Consider the following 20,013-nt stretch of genomic DNA (forward strand, 5'->3'; position numbering starts at 1 on the left):
AGATGCCATAGGCGTGCATCGCAGCCGAGGAGGGGACCGATGGAGCTGTCGCTGTCGACTCGCACCGTTGGCGAGTACACGGTGCTGGAGGTCGGCGGCGAAGTGGACGTCTATACCGCTCCCCGGCTGCGGGAGCGGTTGATTGAGCTGATCGACGCCGGCAACCACAAGATCGTCGTTGATCTCCACCGGGTCGACTTCCTCGACTCCACCGGGCTCGGCGTGCTGGTCGGCGCGCTGAAGCGACTCCGCCCGGCTGGCGGCACCTTCGGGCTGGTCTGCGACAAGGAGTCCCTGCTGAAGATCTTCCGGATCACCGCGCTGGACCAGGTCTTCCCGATCTTTCCGACCGTACAGGCCGCCACCGGTGGGGAACCGGATGGCTCAGCTGGCGCAGCGCCGACGGCGTGATGGCCACCGTCCGCCTCTCGTTCTCCCCGGCGCCGGTGCACGTGCGCACCGCCCGCCTGGTCGGCGTCGCCGTCGCCCGCCGGGCCGGAGTCGCCGAGGAGCTGCTCGACGAGGTCCGGCTGGCGATCGGCGAGGCCTGCACCAGGGCCGTCGCCCTGCATCGCCAGTACGGGCTGGCCGACCTGGTTCAGGTGGAGATGTCCGATGAGGAGACCTACACCGTACGGGTGATCGACCGGGCTCCGATCGAAGCCGGGCTCGGTCTGAGCGCGCTGCCGCCCGACGAGCTGGCCGACGAGTCGTTGACCGACGAGGCCCTGACGGTCGGTGTCGGTTTCGCCCTGCTGGCCGGTTTCGTGGAAGACCTCCAGGTGCGGCCGGTCGACGAAGGTGTCGGAACCGAGGTGCGGATGGTCTGGCCGGTCGGCCGGTGAGACCCGCGTCGGCCCGGCACACCAGCTGAAGATCAACCTCCATCGTCACATCTGTCCGTTCCGCCTGCAGGAATGATCCACAACTCGGTGGGTGGACGGTGTGACCTGCCTTACCCGGTCCGGCTAGAGTACGCGGGTTATCACCAACTGTCCTGGCCCCACAAACCTGTGGGTGCCAGCAGACCTCGTTGCTCCCCGCGTGGAGTCGCCCCGCCGGTTCGTCCACCGACCGGGGCGAGCGTTCGGTACAGGAGGACACTGATGTCCGGGACCACCTTGGCCGCCGAAGGCGGCGGGCTGTCCCTTACCGGCACACACCTGACGTACGTCGTCATCGCCGCGGTCATCGCGCTGGTGGCGCTGGGTTTCGCCGCCGCCCTGGTACGGGCGGTGCTGGCGACCGGTAAGGGCACCACGAACATGCAGGAGATCGCCGGCGCCGTGCAGGAAGGCGCGTCGGCGTACCTGTTCCGCCAGTTCAAAACCCTCGGCGTGTTCGTCGTACTCGCCGTCATACTGCTCTTCCTGCTCCCTGTGCACGAGACACAGGGCAGCGAGACGATGGTGAAGGTCGGTCGATCCGTCTTTTTCGTGGTGGGCGCGGTGTTCAGCGCGTTCATCGGCGGCGCCGGGATGGCGCTGGCCACCCGGGCGAACCTGCGGGTCGCCGCGGCGGCCGGCACCGGCGCCGGTGGCCGGGAGAACGCGATGAAGATCGCCTTCCGGACCGGCGGCGTGGTCGGCTTCCTCACGGTGGGCCTCGGCCTGTTCGGCGCGGCCCTGGTGGTCGTCCTCTACCGGGTCGACGCGCCGACCGTGCTGGAGGGCTTCGGCTTCGGTGCGGCCCTGCTGGCCATGTTCATGCGGGTCGGCGGCGGCATCTTCACCAAGGCCGCCGACGTCGGTGCCGACCTGGTCGGCAAGGTCGAGCAGGGCATCCCGGAGGACGACGCCCGTAACCCGGCGACCATCGCCGACAACGTGGGCGACAACGTCGGTGACTGCGCCGGCATGGCCGCCGACCTGTTCGAGTCGTACGCGGTGACCCTGGTCGCCGCGCTGATCCTGGGCCGGGCCGCGTTCGGCGAGGAAGGCCTGGTCTTCCCGCTGATCGTCTCCACCATCGGTGCGGTGATCGCGCTGTTCGGCGTACTGATCACCCGGCTGCGTCCGTCGGACCGCAACGGCATGGTGGCGATCAACCGGGCGTTCTTCACCTCGGCGGTGCTGGCCGCGGTGCTGGTCGCCGTCGCTGCCTTCCTCTACCTGCCGAGCAGTTGGACCGAGATGCTCGGCGACGACTGGCGTACGCAGCTCGGCGTCGACGACGGGACCGACCTGCTGCTGTCCCCGGCCGGCCTGGCCATCGGCGCGGTACTCATCGGTATCGTGCTGGCCGCCGCGATCCAGCTGCTCACCGGCTACTTCACCGAGGTGCACCGCCGCCCGGTGCAGGACATCGGCAAGAGTTCGCAGACCGGCGCGGCCACCGTCATCCTGGCCGGCATCAGCGTCGGCCTGGAGTCGGCGGTCTACTCGGCGCTGCTGGTCGGGGCGGGTGTGTTCGGGGCGTTCCTGCTCGGCGGCGGCTCCATCACCCTGTCGCTGTTCGCCGTGGCGCTGGCCGGCACCGGCCTGCTCACCACGGTCGGCGTGATCGTGGCGATGGACACCTTCGGCCCGATCTCCGACAACGCGCAGGGCATCGCCGAGATGTCCGGTGACATCGACGAGGCCGGTGCCCGTACCCTCACCGAGCTGGACGCGGTCGGCAACACCACCAAGGCGATCACCAAGGGCATCGCGATCGCCACCGCCGTGCTCGCCGCGACGGCGCTGTTCGGCTCCTACACCGACACGGTCAGCATCGCGCTGAACGACGCCGGGATCGACGACGTGCCCGGTTACCTGGCCGACTCGCTCAACGTCGCCAACCCGGGCAACCTGGTCGGACTGATCATCGGTGCCGCGGTGGTCTTCCTCTTCTCCGGGCTGGCCATCAACGCGGTGTCCCGCTCGGCCGGCGCCGTTGTGCTGGAGGTCCGCCGCCAGTTCCGCGACAACCCAGGGATCATGGAGCGGACCCAACGGCCGGAGTACGGCAAGGTGGTCGACATCTGCACCCGCGACGCCCAGCGGGAGCTGCTCACCCCGGGTCTGCTGGCGGTGCTGGCGCCGATCGCGGTCGGTTTCGGCCTCGGTGCCGGTGCACTCGCCGCGTACCTGGCCGGCGCGATCGGCACCGGTGTGCTGATGGCGGTCTTCCTGGCCAACTCGGGCGGTGCCTGGGACAACGCCAAGAAGCTGGTGGAGGACGGCGCGCACGGCGGCAAGGGTTCCGAGGCGCACGCCGCCACGGTCATCGGCGACACCGTCGGCGACCCGTTCAAGGACACCGCCGGCCCGGCGATCAACCCGCTGCTCAAGGTGATGAACCTGGTGGCGCTGCTGATCGCCCCCGCGGTGATCATGTGGGGCGTGGGCACCGACCAGAACGACCCGCTGCGCATCGCCATCGCCGTGCTGGCGACCCTGGTCGTGGTGGCCGCCGTGGTGTTCACCAAGCGCAAGCCGATGGCGATGGGGGAGAACATCGACGGCGGTCCGGCCGGTGGCGGCAGCACCGGGTCCGAATCGGAGCGGGTGAGCGTCTGACCGACCGGTGGCTCCGCCCGATCCCGGTGGACCGGGTGGAGCCACCGGCTTCGACGTACCGCCGACCGGCGGCGGGCCGTACGGCTGTCGTCACCGGTGCGTACGCTGCACAGCATGGGAGCGCGCCGCGTGGTGTCCACTGCCCGGATCGCAGTGGTGCTCACTGCCGTGGCGTTGACGCTGTCGGGCTGCGGTGGAGGGCCCAGCCCGGTCGTCTGGGCGGCCGAGGTGTGCACCGCGCTGCGTCCGTGGCGGGCGGAGATCAGCAATCTGACCAGCAGTACCCAGCAGCAGATGACCGCGCAGACGACGCCGGCGCAGGCGCAGGAGAACCTGGTCCGGCTGCTGTCCGGCGCGGCCGCCGCGACCGAGACCGCCCGGGTCCGGGTGGTGGAGGCCGGGGTGCCCGACGCGGACCAGGGTGAGCAGGTGGCCAGCGGGTTCGCCGACTCGCTCGGCGCGGTGCGCGACGCGTACGGCAAGGCCGAGGAGGGCATCGCCGGGCTGGACGCCACCGGACCGGCGGACAGCTTCTACGACGGGGTCGAGGCGGTGCTCGCCACCCTCACCGACGACTACCAGCGCAGCGCGCTGGACACCAGCTCACTGGATTCCGCGGAGCTCAATCGGGCCTTCGACGAGGTCCCGGAGTGTCGCTGACGCCGCCGACCGACTCCTCCGCCGGCGCCCCGACGGCCCGGCAGTTGTCGCTGTTCGGCGTGGCGGCGGCGGATCCGACGCCGGGCGACCTGGCGGGTCTGCTCGCCGGTCCGGGCCGGATCAGCCGGATGGGCGGCACGGTGCGGGTGTCGGTGGACGTCGAGCCGGCCTGGCGGGTGCACGTGCTGGTTGCTGAGTTCCGGCGGCGTGGGCTGGCGCCGAGTTGGCGTCAGCTGCCGGACGGCCGGCTGACGGTGCGGACGGCGTACACGGCGGTGCTGGCCCGGCTGGGCGCGGCCTGGCTGCATCCGCCGGCGCCGGACCAACCGGACGCCGACCTGCCGGAGGCCGGGCCGGTGCGTGGCGAGGACGATCGGCTGGTCAAGCGGCCGCCGACCGGTTTCCACCTGGCCGGTCAGCGGCTGCGCCTGTGGGCGGCGGCGGCCGGCGCCAAGGACCCGCTCGGCTACCGGTTGCGGTTGGCCGAGTCGGACGCGGACAACTGGCCCCAGGTGGGTGCCGCGCTCGCCGCGATCGGGCTGCCGGCGGTGCTGCTCGATGCCCGGTCCGGCGGTCCGGCGTACCGGATCGTGGGCCGACGCCGGCTGACCAGACTGGCCGAGCTGCTCGGCGACCGGCCCGCCGCCGCCCCCGAGGACGGCTGGGCGTGACGACACGATCGCTGTCTGATCGCTGACAGAACAGCCGGAACATCGACCGACGCCAGCGGCTGCTGCGGTGCGGTGCGCCACGTCACGCCGGCCCGTGGGTGTACCGTGTCGCCGTTGGTGCGGTAGGAACGAGCTGGTTCAGCATCGGGTGGGCTGCGGACCGGCTGCGGTGAACCAACCGGACGACCGACGCAAATCGGGCCGAAGGCTTGGGTGCGTGTGCTCCACCGGCCCCGGGTTCGCGTTACGTTGGACATCGTGACCGTCGCCCGCCCGCTTGTCGTGGCGGGCGCCGGTCGATCCGGGCCGCCGCCTGTCGCCGGGCGGTCCGAGTGGGTCGAGGTCAGGAGAGACGTGCCGAGCAACACCTCAACCAGCCGTCTGGTCATCGTCGAGTCGCCGGCGAAGGCCAAGACGATCTCGGGCTACCTGGGCCCGGGGTACGTCGTCGAGGCGAGCCTCGGGCATGTCCGGGACCTGCCGCGCAACGCCGCCGACGTGCCGGCCCGCTACAAGAAGGAGCCGTGGGCACGGCTCGGCGTCGACGTCGACAACGGCTTCGCCGCGCTGTACGTCGTCTCGGCCGACCGTAAGCAGCAGATCGCCAAGTTGACCAAGCTGGCCAAGGAGGTCGACGAGGTCCTGCTCGCCACGGACGAGGACCGCGAGGGCGAAGCAATCGCCTGGCACCTGGTGGAGACCCTCAAGCCCAAGGTGCCGGTGCGCCGGATGGTCTTCCACGAGATCACCCGGGCAGCCATCCGGGCCGCGGTGGCCAACCCGCGGGAGATCGACCGCAACCTGGTCGACGCCCAGGAGGCGCGGCGGATCCTGGACCGGCTGTACGGCTACGAGGTCTCGCCGGTGCTGTGGAAGAAGGTGATGCCCCGGCTGTCCGCCGGCCGGGTGCAGTCGGTGGCCACCCGGATCGTGGTGGAGCGCGAGCGGCAGCGGATGGCGTTCCGTACCGCCGAGTATTGGGACATCCAGGCCACCCTGGCGGTGACCGGCCAGCCGGCGGCCGACGCCGACGGACCCCGCTCGTTCACCGCCAACCTGATCGCGCTCGGCGGCGACCGGATCGCCACCGGCAAGGATTTTGAGCCGAGCACCGGACGGGTCCGCCCGGAGGCGTCGGTGGTGCACCTGGACGGCGACGGGGCGCGGGGCCTGGCGGCCCGGCTCGACGGTCGGCCGTTCACCGTCACCCGGGTCGAGGAGAAGCCGTACCGCCGGCGGCCGTACGCCCCGTTCATCACCTCCACCCTGCAGCAGGAAGCGGCCCGTAAGCTGCGGTTCTCGTCGCAGCAGACGATGCGCACGGCGCAGCGGCTGTACGAGAACGGCTACATCACCTACATGCGGACCGACTCGGTCAACCTGTCGGAAACGGCGATCGCCGCCGCCCGCAGCCAGGTCGCCGAGCTGTACGGCGACCGTTTCGTTCCACCGGAGCCGCGCCGGTACACCGGCAAGGTGAAGAACGCCCAGGAGGCGCACGAGGCCATCCGCCCCGCCGGTGACCAGTTCCGCACCCCCGGGGAGTTGGCCAACGAACTGTCCGCCGAGGAGTTCAAGCTCTACGAGCTGATCTGGCGGCGGACCATCGCGTCCCAGATGACCGACGCGGTGGGTTCCAGCGTTTCGGTACGGATCCGGGCCGTCTCGACCGCTGGCGAGGATTGCGACTTCGGTGCGACCGGCAAGACGATCACCGACCCGGGCTTCCTGCGCGCCTACGTCGAGTCCTCCGACGACGAGTCGGCCGAGGCGGAGGACGCCGAGCGCCGGCTGCCCAACCTGACCAGGGACCAGCCGCTCACCGCGCGGGAGCTGGCGGCGGTCGGGCACAGCACCCAGCCGCCGGCCCGCTACACCGAGGCTTCCCTGGTCAAGGCGTTGGAGGAGCTGGGCATCGGGCGCCCGTCCACCTACGCGTCGATCATGCAGACCATCCAGGACCGGGGGTACGTGGCCAAACGCGGCCAGGCGCTCATCCCGTCGTTCCTGGCCTTCGCGGTGATCGGGCTGCTGGAGCGGCACTATCCGCGATTGGTCGACTACAACTTCACCGCCAGCATGGAGAACGAGCTGGACGAGATCGCGTCCGGCGACCACCAGGCAGTGGACTTCCTTACCTCGTTCTACTTCGGCAGTGACACCGCGGGGGACGAGTCGGTCGCCCGCTCCGGTGGTCTCAAGCGGCTGGTCACCGAGAAGCTCGCCGAGATCGACGCCCGCAGCGTCAATTCGATCCCGCTCGGTGTCGACGACGAGGGCCGTCAGGTCGTCGTCCGGGTCGGCCGCTACGGTCCGTACCTGCAGCGGTTCCTGCCCGACACGGAGGGTGCCGACCATGCGGCGGCCGGGGCGACCGGTGATGGCTCAGCGGCCGCGCCCACAGCGGGCGCTGCCGGCGGTGCCGAGCCGGCGGCCGGTGGCGGCGACGAGGCGGACGGGGCGGCAGCCGGAGCCGGCGGGGACCGCGTTTCGCTGCCGGAGGGGATCGCGCCGGACGAGTTGACCCCGGAGAAGATCAACGAACTGTTCCTCGGCGGTGGTGGCGAGCGCAAGCTCGGCGAACACCCGGAGACCGGCGAGCCGATCGTGCTCAAGTCCGGCCGGTTCGGCCCGTACGTCGCCAGTGGCGAGCGCCGCTCCTCATTGCTGCGCTCCCAGTCACCGGAGACGCTGAGCATCGCCGAGGCGCTGCGGCTGCTGTCGCTGCCCCGGGTGGTCGGGGTGGCACCGGACGGTGCCGAGGTGCTCGCCGCCGCCGGCCGGTACGGCCCGTACGTCAAGAAGGGCGACGAGTTCCGGTCGCTGGAGTCCGAGGAACAGCTGTTCACCGTCTCGCTGGACGAGGCGCTGACGTTGCTCGCCGCGCCGAAGACCCGGCAGCGGCGGGCCGCCGCGCCGCCGTTGCGGGAGATGGGCGCGGATCCGCTCACCGAACGCCCGTTGGTGATCAAGGACGGCCGGTTCGGCCCGTACGTCACCGACGGCGAGAGCAACGCCTCGCTGCGGCGTGGCCAGACGCCCGAGTCGTTGACGATCGAGCAGGCATCGGAGATGTTGGCCGAAAAGCGGGCGAAGGGCCCGGCGCCGCGTAAGAAGGCGGCGAAGAAAGCGCCGGCGAAGAAGACCACCGCCAAGAACGCCGGTGCGAAGAAGACCGCGGCCAAGGCGACCACCGCCAAGGCGACCGGTGCGAAGAAGACCGCGGCCAAGAAGGCGGCGCCGAAGAAGGCCACCGCCAGCCGGGCCGCAGACCAGTCCGACGACTCCTGACCGCGCCGCAGACCGCACGCCGGGCAGATGACTCCTGGCCGTGCTCCTGGCCGGCGGTGGTCCGCCGCCGGCCAGATTGTCATGAATGATCTTCGTAAATGATCTTCATGGTCAGGATGATCTGGGACAGGTGAATACCGATATCCGTTTCGCTCGTTAATCCGAGTAACGTTTTTGATCTCACTGCTGCCGACGGTGGTTCCGACGCGCGGGGGATCTTTCTCGGAAGGAGTGGGACGAGTGTCGACACCAGCCGTCACCAGTGGCCCGCTGCGGCGGGTGCCGGTCCAGGGGCGCAGTCTCGCCCGGGTCCAGCGCATGCTCGACGCGTGCGCCGAGATCGTGGACGAGGTTGGCTACGAGGGTCTGACGACGACCCTGCTCGCCGAAAGAGCCGAGGTGGCCATCGGTTCCGTCTATCAGTTCTTCCCGGACAAGCGGGCGATCGTGCAGGCGCTGACGCTGCGCAACATCGAGGCGTACGTGCAGCGGCTCAACGAACGGTTCACCGGCGGCGAGTTCGACCACTGGTGGGACGGTGTTGCCGCCGGCATCGACGAGTACATCTGCATGCACCGGACGGTGCCCGGATTTCGCACCCTGCACTTCGGCGACGTGGTCGACGTACGGCTGCTGGACGAGAGCAGGGACAACAACGCGGTGATCGCCAGTGAGCTGGCCAAGGTACTCGTGGGGCGGTTCGGCATCCCGGACGAACCCCGGCTGCGGTTCGCGCTGCAGATCGCGGTGGAGGCTGCCGACGCGCTGATCAAGCTGGCGTTCCGGCGTACCGCCGAGGGCGATGAGAGCGTACTGCGCGAAGCGAAGGCGCTGATCCGCGAATACCTGCACCGCCACGTCGACCCCGCCGCGGCCGGTGACCGTGACCGCGACGGTGACCGTGACCGACCCGGGTGAGCGCCGGGATTAGAGTGTGACCGGGGCCCCGCCGCCGGGCCGACGGGGAGGAACGGTCATCGACGACAACGCCACCAGGTCGCAGCGCGGTGGTGCGCCCGACACACCGCCGACCGATCAGGCAGCCGCCCCGGTCGACCTGTCCGGTCTGCCGGCGCTGCGTTCGGTGCTGCGTATCCGTCCGTTCCGGCGGCTGTGGATCGTGCTCGGGGTCGCCTCGTTCAGCGACTGGCTGGGCCTGCTCGCCACCTCGATCTTCGCGGCCGGGCAGGTCTCCGGCGGTGCGGCGCAGGGCGCGGCGTTCGGCGGTGTCATCGCCGTACGGCTGCTGCCGGCGTTGGTCCTCGGCCCGGTCGCCGGGGTGCTCGCCGACCGGTTCGACCGCCGCTACACGATGGTCATCTGCGACCTGCTCCGGTTCGTGCTGTTCGCCTCCATCCCGCTGCTGCCGATGTTCGGAGCGAGCGGCGCACTCACGGTCGCCTGGGCGGCAATCGCGATCTTCCTGATCGAGACGGTCACGTTGATCTGGATCCCGGCGAAGGAGGCGGCGGTCCCCAACCTGATCCCCAAGGCCCGGCTGGAGATCGCCAACCAGCTCACCCTGATCGCCACGTACGGGCTCACCCCGGTGCTCGCCGCGATCAGCCTGGCCGTCCTCGACGCCGCCGTCCGGGCGGCGACGGTGACCGATCTGCCATCCTGGGCGGAGCCGGCGCAGCTGGCGCTGTTCTTCAACGCCGCCTCCCGACTGGCCACCGCGATCGTGGTCTTCTACGGCATCAAGGAGATCAGCGGGCGGGCCGGCGCCGCCGGGCACGCCGATCAGAGCCTTATCCGGCAGTTCGTCGAGGGATGGCGGTTCATCGGCCAGACCCCGCTGGTCCGCGGCCTGGTGCTGGGCATCTTCGGCGCGTTCGCCGGTGGCGGCATCGTGATCGGCACCGCGAAATTCTTCACCGCCTCGCTGAGCGCCGGTGACGCCGCGTTCTACCTGCTCTTCGCGGCGATCTTCGTCGGTCTGGGCGCCGGGATCGGGCTCGGCCCGACGGTGGTGCGCGACCTGTCCCGGCGGCGCTGGTTCGGGCTCAGCATCGTGCTGGCCAGCGGCTCGGTGCTGATCCTCGCTCTGTCCATCCATCTGTCCATGGCCATCCTCGGCGCGGTCCTGGTCGGAGCGGCGGCCGGGATGGCGTTCCTGGCCGGGATCACCCTGCTCGGCGGGGAGATCGCCGACGACGTCCGGGGCCGGGTCTTCGCCGTGGTGCAGACCGGCACCCGGGTGGTGCTGATGCTGGCAATCTCGGTCAGCAGCGTGCTGGTCGGCGTGGGCGGCTCCCGCCAGCTGCAGATCGCCAACCTGGGCGTCTCGTTCTCCTCGACCCGGTTGTTGCTGCTGCTCGCCGGGGTGTTCGGCATCTTCGCCGGGCTCAGCGCCTTCCGCCAGATGGATGACAAACCGGGCGTTCCGGTCCTGGCCGACCTGTGGGGGTCGATCAGGGGGCGGCCGTTGACGTCGGCGGAGCCGTTCACCGCCAACGGGGTCTTCGTCGTCTTCGAAGGCGGCGAGGGCGCCGGCAAGTCGACACAGGTGACAGCGTTGGCGCAGGCGCTGCGCGAGCGGGGCCGGGAAGTGGTGGTGACCCGCGAACCGGGGGCCAGCGGCCTCGGCGAGAAGATCCGCCGGCTGGTGCTCGACGGCGGCCCGGACGCGCCGTCGCCCCGCGCGGAGGCCCTGCTGTACGCCGCCGACCGGGCCCACCACGTGGCGACCGTGGTCCGGCCGGCGCTGGCCCGGGGCGCGGTGGTGGTCAGCGACCGCTACGTCGACTCGTCGCTGGCGTACCAGGGTGCCGGACGGACCCTGCCGGTCGACGAGGTCTCCTGGCTCTCCTCCTGGGCCACCGGCGGCCTCAAACCCGACCTGGTCGTGCTGCTGGACATCGAGCCACGGGCCGGCCTGGACCGGGCGCAGCGGCGCGGGGCCGGTGCCGACCGGCTGGAGAGCGAGTCGCTGGCGTTCCACGAACGGGTCCGGTACGCGTTCCTCGACCTGGCCGCCGCCGAGCCGAAACGCTACCTGGTGTTGGACGCCACCCGGGGCGTCGACGAGGTACGCGGCGCGGTGCTCGACCGGGTCGAGGTGCTGACCGGCCGGGCCGACCCGGCGGCACCCGTCGCCGTCACCCAGCCGAAAGCCGACGCCGAGCCGAAAGCCGACGCCGAGCCGAAAGCCGACGCCGAGCCGAAAGCCGACGCCGAAGCGGGGCGACCGACGTGACGACCGCGACCGACGTGACGACCACGAGCATGCCCGCTGACGTCTTCGCCGACCTGGTCGGCCAGGACGAGGCCGTGCAGACCCTGCGCCGGGCCGCAGCGGCAGCCGGCGAGCTGCTCGCCGCCGGTGACGGCGACCCGCCGCCGTCGGCCGGGGCGATGACCCACGCCTGGATCTTCACCGGGCCACCCGGATCCGGGCGGTCGGTGGCCGCCCGCGCGCTGGCCGCCGCGCTGCAGTGCCTGCACGGGCAGGGCTGCGGCAGGTGCGCCGGCTGCCACACCACCCGGGCCGGTACCCACGCCGACGTCCGGTTCGTCGTGCCGGACGGCCTGTCGATCAGCGTCGGCGAGATGCGCGCGCTGGTGCTGCGGGCGGCCAGTACCCCGTCGGCCGGACGCTGGCAGGTGCTGGTGATCGAGGACGCCGACCGGCTCACCGAGGCGGCCGGCAACGCGCTGCTCAAGGCGATCGAGGAACCGCCGCCCAGGACGGTGTTCCTGCTCTGCACGCCGTCCACCCACCCGGACGACATCTCGGTGACCATCCGGTCCCGCTGCCGGGTGGTCAGCCTGCGGCAGCCGCCGGCCGAGGCGGTCGCCCAGGTGCTGGCCGAGCGGGACGGCGTACCGGCGGAGACCGCCACCTGGGCGGCGGCGGCCGCGCAGGGGCACGTCGGCCGGGCCCGCCGGCTGGCCCAGGACCAGCAGGCGCGGGAGCGCCGGGACGCCGTTCTGGCGGTGCCGCGCCGGCTGACCACGGTCGGAGCCTGCTTCGACGCCGCGTCGGCGTTGATCGCCGCCGCCGAGGCGGAGGCCGAGGCGGCGGTCGCCGAGATCGACGCGGCGGAGCGTACGGCGCTGCAGACCGCGCTGGGTGCCGGCGGTACCGGGCGCGGCGCCGCCGGCGCTGCCCGGGGGACCGCCGGGCAGATCAAGGAGCTGGAGCGGCGGCAGAAGTCCCGGGCCACCCGGGCGCAGCGGGACGCGTTGGACCGGGCGCTGGTCGATCTGGCCGGCTTCTACCGGGACGTACTGGTTTCCGCGCTGCGGGCTCCGGTGGCCCCGGTGCACACCGACATCGCCGGGCTCACCGGCGCAGCTGCCGAAAAGTGGACAGCGGAGTCGGCGCTGCGCCGGCTGGAAGCAGTGCTGAGCTGCCGAGAAGCGATCACCGGTAACGTCAAGCCACGGATCGCCGTCGAAGCGATGATGCTCAGCCTCTGGCGCGGCTAGGTCACTGCCGGTACGGTTCGGTGCCGTAGCGCAGCCCCATCCGTACGTAGGGTGCAGACCGGTTTGTGCCCGCTTGCCGACGATGGTGAGGACCCCGTGGTACGGCAGATCGACGAGGCGTGGATCGAGAACGCGGTCGAGCGGTACCGCCAGATCGAGGCCCGGCAGGTCGAGTTCGACAAGGCGGTGCACGCCGTCGAGGTGACGGTGCGCTCGCCGGACGGGTCCGTCGAGATCGTGGTCAACGCCGCCGGCACCGTGACCGACGTGCGGATTCTCGGTCCACTGCACACCCGGAGCAACACCGAACTGGCCGGCGCGGTGCGGTCCACGGTGGCGGCGGCCGCCGACGCCGCCCGCTGGGCGCGCGAGAAACTGTGGGCCGAGACGTTCAGCGCCCACCCGTCGCTGCGGGAGGTCTGACATGGACACCACCGTGCAGCTGATCGCCGCCGAGCTGACGCGCTGCGCCGACCAGCTGGCTGGCACCGCGAGCCAACTGACCGGGCTGCGCGACGCCACCGACCGTGGGTTACGCGGCGCCGCCGTCGGCGGGCCGCAGGCGGCGGCGGCCGGCCGGTTGGGCGCGCTCACCGCCGCGCTGGGCCGGCAGTGGCGGGACGCGGTGGCGCAGCGGGCGGCTGAAGCGGACGACGCCGGCCGGCGGCTCGCTGACACCGCAGCCGGGTTGCGGTCCGTGGTCGGCGCGTACCGGGACGTCGACCTGACGGCCCGCCGCCGGCAGTCGACGGAGGGCAGCTGATGGACGTGCTGGACCGGGTCGCCGCCCCGGCCCGGGATCTGCTGGCCAGGGTGGACGTGCTGCTCGTCGGCAACGGCGCGCCCCCGGGGCATCCGGTCTGGCCGCTGCTGTGCCAGGTACGGGCGTTGCCCGGTGACGCGGTGGACGCGTTCGTCGCGGTGCGCCCGGAGCCGCTGGCCGCCGCCGGCGCCGCGCTCCGCCCGCAACTGGACGGGTACGCCGAAGCGGTCGACGTTCTGGCCGGCCGGCTCGACTGGTCCGGACCGGCGGCCCAGGCGTACGACGCGGCACGCCGTACCCTCGCCACCCGGCTGACCGGCGGTGGTGGTGGCGGTGGCGCTGCCGACCCGGACAGCCTGGCCGGGCGGTTGACGGCCACCGCCGGGTATGCCGAGGCGGTCGCCGGCTGGGCAGCGCTGAGCCGGGCCGGGCTGGCCGCAGTGCTGGCCGAGGCGCTGGGCTCGGCCGAGGCGGTCACCGTACGGACCGCCGCCGACGCCGGCCCAGGGTGGTCCGCGGTTGGGCAGGTCGGACCGTCGGGGTCGGTGGCGGCCGACGCCGCCGCCACGATCGCGGCGGCGGTGCTGACCGCGATCCTGGAGATCACCGAGCGGGGCGAGGACCTGCTGGAGCGCTGGCGGCCCCGGTTGGCGCCGGCCGGCGGGTCCCGGCCTGCCGATGTCGCCAGCCCGGGTGTTGGATCAGACGGGACGATCCGGCTGCGCTACTGACCCGGAACAGGCAACGGCGCCGCGCTCAGGAGCACGGCTTTTCGCCTGTTGCTCCGGCTGCGACGCCGTGGCCTTTCCCTGCACCCCCCGCAGGCTCTTGATACCGGAGGGAACGCGGCCGACCCGGACAGGTTGCGGGCCGCCCGGCACATTCACCCGTTCAGCCGGCCCATCCGACGGATCGGCTGCCGCCGGCTGCCTTCTCGATGCCGGAAGGTCGACGTAGGGTAGGGCCATGGGGATGCTCTGCGCGGTCAGCTTCAACCGGTACGGGCGCCTCTTCTACCTCGACCCCGGTGATCTGCGACCGGCGGTCGGCGACAAGGTGCTGGTGCCCACCGACGACGGCACCGAGGTCGCCGAGTGCGTCTGGGCCCCGCAGTGGGTCGACGATCCCACCGACGGGTTTCCCCGGCTGGCCGGGCTGGCCACCGAGCAGGACCTGCACCGCGACGAGGTGCAACGCAAACGCAAGGCGGAGGCGAAGGTCGCGGCGAAGCGGCTGATCCGCGAGCATGGGCTGCCGATGAAGGTGGTCGCCGTCGACCACGTACTGGAGCCGGGGTCGCTGAACAGCGCCCGGGCCACCATCTACTTCACCGCACCGCACCGGGTCGACTTCCGGTCGCTGGTGCGTGACCTCGGTGCGACCCTGCACTGCCGGGTGGAGCTGCGGCAGTTGTCGGCCCGCGACTCGGCCCGGGTGCAGGGCGGAATCGGCTCCTGCGGCCGGGACCTGTGTTGCGCCACCTTCCTCACCGACTTCGAGCCGGTGACCATCCGGATGGCCAAGGACCAGGATCTGCCGCTCAACCCGCTGCGCATCTCCGGCGCCTGCGGCCGGCTGATGTGCTGCCTCAAGTACGAGCATCCGCTGTACGCGGACAGCGGCAACTACCCCACCTCGGGTCAGCGGGTCGAGACCCCGGACGGGCCGGCCAAGGTGGTGTCGCGGCATCCGCCGAGCGAGTCGGTCACCGTACGGCAGATCTCCGACGGGGCGGTGAAACGGTGCGCCCTGGCCGACGTCTGCGGTCCGCGCCGCGCCCACGACCAGGCGTACGGCTGACCTCGCGGCTCACCGGACGTCGCCGGCTCAGCGGATGGTGATCGGTTCCTCGGCCAGTCGGGTGGCCAGCGGCTGCTCCGGCACGATCCACGGGGCGTGCGGCGGGGCCTGCGGGTCGGCCCGCCAGCGCTGGCACACCCGGTCGACGGCCACCGGGTAGAGGGTCAGCGACCCGTCGGCGGCGATCCGCATCCGGATGAAGCACTTCGAGTCCTCGATGCCCTGCCCGGCGAACAGCTCGTTGAGGTTGACGTCGAACGCGCCGGCCAGCACCAGGTAACCGGCGGTCAACTGGCTCGCGACCAGCCCGGCGACCGGGCCGTAGACGACCGCGGCGGCGACCACCGGCAATGGCCAGGGCCAGTCGACGAACGGTAGCTCCAGCCAGATCAGCGCACCGACCCAGGCCAGCGCGATGTGCGCGACACCGTGGCCGAGCCCGAGCAGCCAGTGCCGGGAATGTCGGACACCGCTGGCGCTCGGCGGCTTGGCGAAGACCACCGACGCGGCGAGGGTGAGCACCACCATCGCGACCAGCGGGATGCTGAACAGTCGCTGGTTGTCGGGATCGGCCCAGGAGACGATGACCCCGGCGACGGCCAGCATCAGCAGCGTCTGCAGGGTGCCGAGCAGGGTGGCGAAGCCCGGGTTGCGGCGCGGCAGCCGGTGGAAGATCCCCCAGCTGTAGCGGCGGGACCGGGCCGCCTCCGGGTAGCGGCCGGCCAGCTCGTAGTCGAGTTGCGGGCTGGCGTTGCGGGAAAGGGTGTCGACCGGCGGTACGGTGATCCGCTCGGGCAGCTTGTGCGTCGCCGACAGGTAGGCGCCGCCGCCGCCACAGGTGATCAACTGCCGGTCCGGGTTGGCGTACCGGGCGTAGTGGTGCTGGTCGCCGGAGACCATCAGCGGCACCCGGGCACCGGTCGGCTTGATCACCGTACGCAGGAAGTAGTCGACCGCGTCGTAGGCATGCGGGTCGCCGACCGCCTTGACCCAGGTCGGTTCCGGCACCGCCAGGATCACCCGGTCACCCGGCTTGAGCTGCTCGGACGCCTTCTCGAAGTAGATCAACTGCGGGTCGTCCAGGTACGCGCCGAACTGCTCGTCGATGGCGAACAGCCACCAGTCGTTCGGCAGCCGGGTGGCGAAGTACGACCGTTTCTGCTCGGTCCGCCAGCCGCCGATGGTGGCGTCGCGCCGACGGGCGAACAGCCGCAGGAACGCGGTGAGCCCGTCGTACCAGTCATGGTTACCGGGGATGGCGTACAGCGTCGGTCGCGGCTGCCCGGCCGGCGGCTTCGGGAAGGCTGCCTGGTACGGCCCCTTGCTCCGGTCCTCGTACGCCTCGCCGCTGGCCGCCGGGTAGACCTGGTCGCCGCCCATCACCAGCAGGTCGCCGCGGCGCAGCCGGCCGGCGCCGTCGACGTCCAGCTCCGGCTGCGCCAGCAGGTACGCCAGCGAGTAGGTCGCCGGGAAGCCGTCACCGAGGTCGGCCACGTAGTCGATCCACAGCTCCCCGTCGACGGCGTCGTGGTGGTGCACGTCGCCGGGGAGCGCGCCCTGCAGTTCCCGCTTGTCGAGGTACGCGCCGAACAGCGTCGCCAGCAGGGTGCGCAGGCCGGTGCTGAGCAGCAGCATCGGGGCCAGCCAGGGCACCGGGGGTCGGGGGGTGAAGCCGAGCTCCCTCGGGTCCAGCGACCGGGGCCGGTGATGCTCGGCGGCGGGTGGGGCCGGATCGACCGGCCCGGTGCCGGCCGGGTTGGCGCCGGCTGGGCCGGCGGCTGGGGCTGGCGTGCTCGGTTCGTCCGTCACACGTCCGGAGCCTACTGTCGGTCATCGACGCCTGTCACCCGTGGCCGGCCCTCGGCTGTCCCGTCGGTGCCTCTCGGCCGCCCGGCGTGATCTCCGCCCGGTGCCGTACACTGGTTGATCGTTGCCGCCTTAGCTCAGTCGGCAGAGCGACGCACTCGTAATGCGTAGGTCGACGGTTCGATTCCGTCAGGCGGCTCCAACAGATGCCCTGACCAGCAGGCCTGCTGGTCAGGGCATCTCTTCGCCGGTCAGGTTTCCAGGGACGCGGTGGCCGCGACCGCGCGGCAGAGCCTTCCACGACGCGTGGCGGACGGCCGCGTGGTTGACTGAGGCTGTTCGGCCCAGCCCGAAGCAGGAGTTCCCTCGTGCGGACTTGCCCGTCGTCACCCGACTCGCAACTCGTCCTTGACGAGGTCACCAAGCGCTACCCCGAACGGGTCGTCCTGGATCGGGTGTCGCTCACCGTCAAGCTGGGGGAGCGGGTCGGTGTCATCGGCGAGGACGGGTCGGGCAAGTCGACCCTGCTCCGGCACGCTGCTCACCGAGTTCGAAGCCCGGGGCGGCTACGCGGCCGCCGCCCGGGTGGACGCAGCACTGCACGGCCTCGGCCTGCCCGACCTCGACCGGGACCGGGCGGTCGACACCCTCTCCGGCGGGGAACGGTCCCGGCTCGCCCTCGCGGCCACCCTGGCCGCCGCGCCGGTACGGGGACGGCTACGCCAACTACCTGCGGGGAAAGGCCACCTCCCGGGCCGCCTGGGAGCGCGCGTATGCGGACTGGCTGGCCGAGGTCGACCGGCAGACCAACCTCGCGGAGCGGGCCGGCGAGATGCTCCGGTCCATCTCCCGCAAGGGTGCGGCGGCGTTCAGCAAGGCCCGCAACGCCAACGAACGGCTGCGCCGCCTCCGGGAGGAGCCGGTTCCGCGCCCCGCCGACCCGTTGCGGTTCACCGCGTGCGTCCCGGCGGGCCCGGTGGACGCCGACACCCTCTGCGCCCAGTTGACCGACGTTCGGGTCGGCGACCGGCTCCACGCGGGTGTGACGGCCGGGCGGGAGGAGTACCTCAGCCGCCGACGCCGCCGGTCCGCGCCGGGGTCAGCGCCTTGAGCACGGCGGTGACCCGCCCGCAGACCGCGTCGATCTGGCCGTTGAGGTAGAAATGCCCGCCGGAGTAGGTGTGGACCACCGTCGTTGCCGTCGTCACCTCGGCCCACGCCGCCGCCTCCTCGGCCGTGACGTTAGGGTCGCTGTCGCCGGTGAGCACGGTGACCGGGCAGCGCAGCAGTGGCCCGGTGCGGTAGTCGTAGGTCGCCGCCGCTCGATAGTCGTTGCGAATCGCCGGGAGGACCATCTGCAGCAGTTCCTCGTCGGCCAACAGGCTGGAGTCGGTGCCCTCCAGCCGGCGGATCTCCGCGATCAGCTCGTCGTCTGCGTGGTAGTACCGGTCGTGGCGGGGGGTGGCCGGGCTGCGCCGGCCGGAGGCGAAGAGGTGGACCAGCCGGTCGGCGGCGGCGGGTGGGAGCCGCCGACCGACCTCGAAGGCGACCGTGGCGCCCATGCTGTGTCCGAAGAAGGCGATCGGCCGGTCCGCCGCGGCGAGCAGGATGGGCAGCAGCCGCTCCACGAGGGCGTCGATGGAGTCGACGAAGGGCTCGTCCCGGCGGTCCTGCCGGCCCGGATACTGGACCGCCGCCACGTCCACCGTGGCCGGCAGCCGGCGCGCGAACGGCAGGTACGCGCTGGCTGCGCCGCCAGCGTGCGGGAAGCAGAACAGCCGTACGGCGGGGTCGTTGTCCGGCTGGTAACGACGCAGCCAGAGCTCGGGTGAATCGGCGGCCCGGGACATGAAGGTGGACGCTCCTCGATTTCCTCGATGACGCGGTGCTCAGGTGGTCGGTGACCTGGTGGGGGCGGCCCGGCGCACCGACCGGGACGATGCGGCCCCGACCTGCGCCGCCACGTCGGTCAGGGCGGCGCGGACCACGGAGACCACCATCTCGACGCTCTCGCCGGACAGGTGGGGGCCGATGGGTAGGCTTAGGACCTCTTCGGCGAGGCGTTCACTGAGTGGTAACGGGCCGGCCCGGCGGACCGTCTCGGTGTCCCGGTACGCGCCGGACCGGTGCACCGGGGTCGGGTAGTGCACCAGCGTCTCCACCCCGGCCTCGGCCAGCCGACCCCGCAACAGCTCACGATGCCGGGTCCGGATCACGTACAGGTGCCACGCGGACGTGGCCCAGGGCGCGACGGTGGGCAGGACGAGATCGGGCACCTCACTCAGCGCCTCCGCGTACCGCCGGGCCACCCGGTCCCGTCGCGCGGTCCACTCGTCCAGGTACGGCAGCTTGGCCCGCAGTACCGCCGCCTGGAACTCGTCCAGCCGCGAGTTGCCGCCCTGTACCTGGTGTTCGTACTTGCGTGCGGAGCCGTAGTTGCGCAACAGCCGGACCCGCTCGGCGAGCTGCGCATCGTCGGTGACCACGGCGCCGCCGTCGCCCAGCGCGCCGAGGTTCTTCGCTGGGTAGAAGCTGAACGCGACCACCCCGCCGGCACCGATCGGCCGCCCCCGGTAGGTGGCGGCGTGGGCCTGCGCCGCGTCCTCCACCACCGGTACGCCGTACCGGTCGGCGACCGCCCGCACCGCGTTCAGGTCGACAGGGTGCCCGTAGAGATGTACGACGAGCACCGCCTTGATCTGCGGGGTGAGCGCGTCCGCCAACCGCTCCGGGCAGATGCCGAAACTGGACCCGCCCGGCTCCACCGGCACCGGGCGGGCACCGGTGGCCGACACCGCCAGCCACGTCGCGATGAACGTGTGCGCCGGCACGATCACCTCGTCTCCCGGCCCGACGCCGAGCGCCCGCAGGGCCAGCACCAGCGCGTCCAGCCCGCTGCCCACCCCGACGCAGTGCCGCGCCGTGCAGTACGCCGCGAACTCCGTCTCGAACGCCGCCAGCTCCGGACCGAGCAGGTAGCGGCCCGACGCGGACACCCGCGCGTACGCCGCGTCCAGGTCGGCCCGTACCTCGTCGTTGGCCGCAACCAGGTCGAGGAAGGGAACCTCCACTGTCACCTCGGGTTCCG

General features: G+C 71.9%; 17 protein-coding genes, 1 tRNA gene and 1 pseudogene. 16 read left to right on the top strand and 3 right to left on the bottom strand.

Translation table 11 applies throughout. From position 1 onward, the window contains the following. The first annotated feature begins 39 nt into the window (after positions 1-39). The 13 genes from O7621_RS07250 (at position 40) to ricT (ending at position 15,119) form a co-directional block, all read left to right on the top strand. On the top strand, positions 40-411 hold the full coding sequence (locus tag O7621_RS07250) for an STAS domain-containing protein (RefSeq protein ID WP_123604332.1): 372 nt from the start codon (positions 40-42) through the stop codon (positions 409-411). Continuing rightward, the gene (locus tag O7621_RS07255) at positions 408-845 is read left to right on the top strand and encodes an ATP-binding protein (RefSeq protein ID WP_278173352.1); all 438 of its coding nucleotides are present in this window, start codon (positions 408-410) and stop codon (positions 843-845) included. Before O7621_RS07250 ends, O7621_RS07255 begins: the two co-directional genes overlap by 4 nt. Positions 846-1,106: 261 nt before the next feature. After that, the gene (locus tag O7621_RS07260; RefSeq protein WP_282233306.1) at positions 1,107-3,500 is read left to right on the top strand and encodes a sodium-translocating pyrophosphatase; all 2,394 of its coding nucleotides are present in this window, start codon (positions 1,107-1,109) and stop codon (positions 3,498-3,500) included. A 114-nt stretch (positions 3,501-3,614) separates the two neighbouring features. Next, on the top strand, positions 3,615-4,160 hold the full coding sequence (locus tag O7621_RS07265) for a hypothetical protein (protein ID WP_282233307.1): 546 nt from the start codon (positions 3,615-3,617) through the stop codon (positions 4,158-4,160). Next, the gene (locus tag O7621_RS07270) at positions 4,151-4,831 is read left to right on the top strand and encodes a hypothetical protein (protein WP_282233308.1); all 681 of its coding nucleotides are present in this window, start codon (positions 4,151-4,153) and stop codon (positions 4,829-4,831) included. The genes O7621_RS07265 and O7621_RS07270 overlap by 10 nt, the downstream gene beginning before the upstream one ends. A 354-nt stretch (positions 4,832-5,185) precedes the next feature. Further along, positions 5,186-8,122, top strand: a complete 2,937-nt coding sequence (gene topA, locus O7621_RS07275; protein ID WP_282233309.1) for a type I DNA topoisomerase — start codon at positions 5,186-5,188, stop codon at positions 8,120-8,122. Between the two features lie 240 nt (positions 8,123-8,362). Next, the gene (locus O7621_RS07280) at positions 8,363-9,040 is read left to right on the top strand and encodes a TetR/AcrR family transcriptional regulator (RefSeq protein WP_282233310.1); all 678 of its coding nucleotides are present in this window, start codon (positions 8,363-8,365) and stop codon (positions 9,038-9,040) included. Positions 9,041-9,242: 202 nt separating this feature from the next. Beyond that, the gene (gene tmk, locus O7621_RS07285) at positions 9,243-11,321 is read left to right on the top strand and encodes a dTMP kinase (protein WP_282234481.1); all 2,079 of its coding nucleotides are present in this window, start codon (positions 9,243-9,245) and stop codon (positions 11,319-11,321) included. A 29-nt stretch (positions 11,322-11,350) separates the two neighbouring features. After that, positions 11,351-12,556, top strand: a complete 1,206-nt coding sequence (locus O7621_RS07290; protein ID WP_282234482.1) for a DNA polymerase III subunit delta' — start codon at positions 11,351-11,353, stop codon at positions 12,554-12,556. A 96-nt stretch (positions 12,557-12,652) separates the two neighbouring features. Next, complete coding sequence (locus O7621_RS07295) at positions 12,653-12,979, top strand: YbaB/EbfC family nucleoid-associated protein (RefSeq protein WP_282233311.1); 327 nt, start codon at positions 12,653-12,655, stop codon at positions 12,977-12,979. A gap of 1 nt (position 12,980) precedes the next feature. Further along, the gene (locus tag O7621_RS07300) at positions 12,981-13,319 is read left to right on the top strand and encodes a hypothetical protein (protein ID WP_282233312.1); all 339 of its coding nucleotides are present in this window, start codon (positions 12,981-12,983) and stop codon (positions 13,317-13,319) included. Further along, on the top strand, positions 13,319-14,050 hold the full coding sequence (locus O7621_RS07305) for a hypothetical protein (protein ID WP_282233313.1): 732 nt from the start codon (positions 13,319-13,321) through the stop codon (positions 14,048-14,050). The genes O7621_RS07300 and O7621_RS07305 overlap by 1 nt, the downstream gene beginning before the upstream one ends. Positions 14,051-14,285: 235 nt before the next feature. Further along, positions 14,286-15,119 carry a regulatory iron-sulfur-containing complex subunit RicT gene (gene ricT, locus O7621_RS07310; RefSeq protein ID WP_282233314.1) on the top strand — a complete coding sequence of 278 codons (834 nt, stop codon included), beginning with the start codon at positions 14,286-14,288 and terminating at the stop codon, positions 15,117-15,119. A gap of 27 nt (positions 15,120-15,146) precedes the next feature. Here ricT and O7621_RS07315 read toward each other — a convergent pair whose 3' ends face one another. Beyond that, positions 15,147-16,928, bottom strand: a complete 1,782-nt coding sequence (locus O7621_RS07315; RefSeq protein ID WP_282233315.1) for a metallophosphoesterase — start codon at positions 16,926-16,928, stop codon at positions 15,147-15,149. Between the two features lie 123 nt (positions 16,929-17,051). Here O7621_RS07315 and O7621_RS07320 point away from each other — a divergent pair. The 3 genes and pseudogenes from O7621_RS07320 to O7621_RS07330 all read left to right on the top strand — a co-directional run bounded on the left by O7621_RS07320 (position 17,052) and on the right by O7621_RS07330 (position 18,036). After that, positions 17,052-17,127 (top strand) — tRNA-Thr (locus tag O7621_RS07320). A gap of 253 nt (positions 17,128-17,380) precedes the next feature. Beyond that, positions 17,381-17,427: pseudogene (locus O7621_RS07325) on the top strand (hypothetical protein); the annotation flags it as partial. 330 nt (positions 17,428-17,757) lie between these two features. Next, on the top strand, positions 17,758-18,036 hold the full coding sequence (locus O7621_RS07330; protein WP_282234829.1) for a hypothetical protein: 279 nt from the start codon (positions 17,758-17,760) through the stop codon (positions 18,034-18,036). Here O7621_RS07330 and O7621_RS07335 read toward each other — a convergent pair. Together O7621_RS07335 and O7621_RS07340 are read right to left on the bottom strand one after the other, a co-directional pair. Continuing rightward, positions 17,993-18,775, bottom strand: coding sequence for an alpha/beta fold hydrolase (locus O7621_RS07335; RefSeq protein ID WP_282233316.1), 783 nt, complete (start codon positions 18,773-18,775; stop codon positions 17,993-17,995). The genes O7621_RS07330 and O7621_RS07335 overlap by 44 nt on opposite strands. Before the next feature lie 39 nt (positions 18,776-18,814). Continuing rightward, positions 18,815-20,002: a DegT/DnrJ/EryC1/StrS family aminotransferase gene (locus O7621_RS07340; protein WP_282233317.1), complete on the bottom strand. Its 1,188-nt coding sequence runs from the start codon at positions 20,000-20,002 to the stop codon at positions 18,815-18,817. Positions 20,003-20,013 lie beyond the last annotated feature (11 nt).

This window comes from Solwaraspora sp. WMMD937 (assembly GCF_029581175.1).
GTDB lineage: Bacteria > Actinomycetota > Actinomycetes > Mycobacteriales > Micromonosporaceae > Micromonospora_E.

What these genes read in the sequence shown, in the direction of transcription:
- O7621_RS07300 (WP_282233312.1), top strand. Translation starts at nt 12,981, where the DNA reads ATGGACACCACCGTGCAGCTGATCGCCGCCGAGCTGACGCGCTGCGCC.
- ricT (WP_282233314.1), top strand. Translation starts at nt 14,286, where the DNA reads ATGGGGATGCTCTGCGCGGTCAGCTTCAACCGGTACGGGCGCCTCTTC.
- O7621_RS07265 (WP_282233307.1), top strand. Translation starts at nt 3,615, where the DNA reads ATGGGAGCGCGCCGCGTGGTGTCCACTGCCCGGATCGCAGTGGTGCTC.
- O7621_RS07330 (WP_282234829.1), top strand. Translation starts at nt 17,758, where the DNA reads ATGCTCCGGTCCATCTCCCGCAAGGGTGCGGCGGCGTTCAGCAAGGCC.
- O7621_RS07290 (WP_282234482.1), top strand. Translation starts at nt 11,351, where the DNA reads ATGCCCGCTGACGTCTTCGCCGACCTGGTCGGCCAGGACGAGGCCGTG.
- O7621_RS07335 (WP_282233316.1), bottom strand. Translation starts at nt 18,775, where the DNA reads ATGTCCCGGGCCGCCGATTCACCCGAGCTCTGGCTGCGTCGTTACCAG.
- O7621_RS07250 (WP_123604332.1), top strand. Translation starts at nt 40, where the DNA reads ATGGAGCTGTCGCTGTCGACTCGCACCGTTGGCGAGTACACGGTGCTG.
- O7621_RS07260 (WP_282233306.1), top strand. Translation starts at nt 1,107, where the DNA reads ATGTCCGGGACCACCTTGGCCGCCGAAGGCGGCGGGCTGTCCCTTACC.
- O7621_RS07305 (WP_282233313.1), top strand. Translation starts at nt 13,319, where the DNA reads ATGGACGTGCTGGACCGGGTCGCCGCCCCGGCCCGGGATCTGCTGGCC.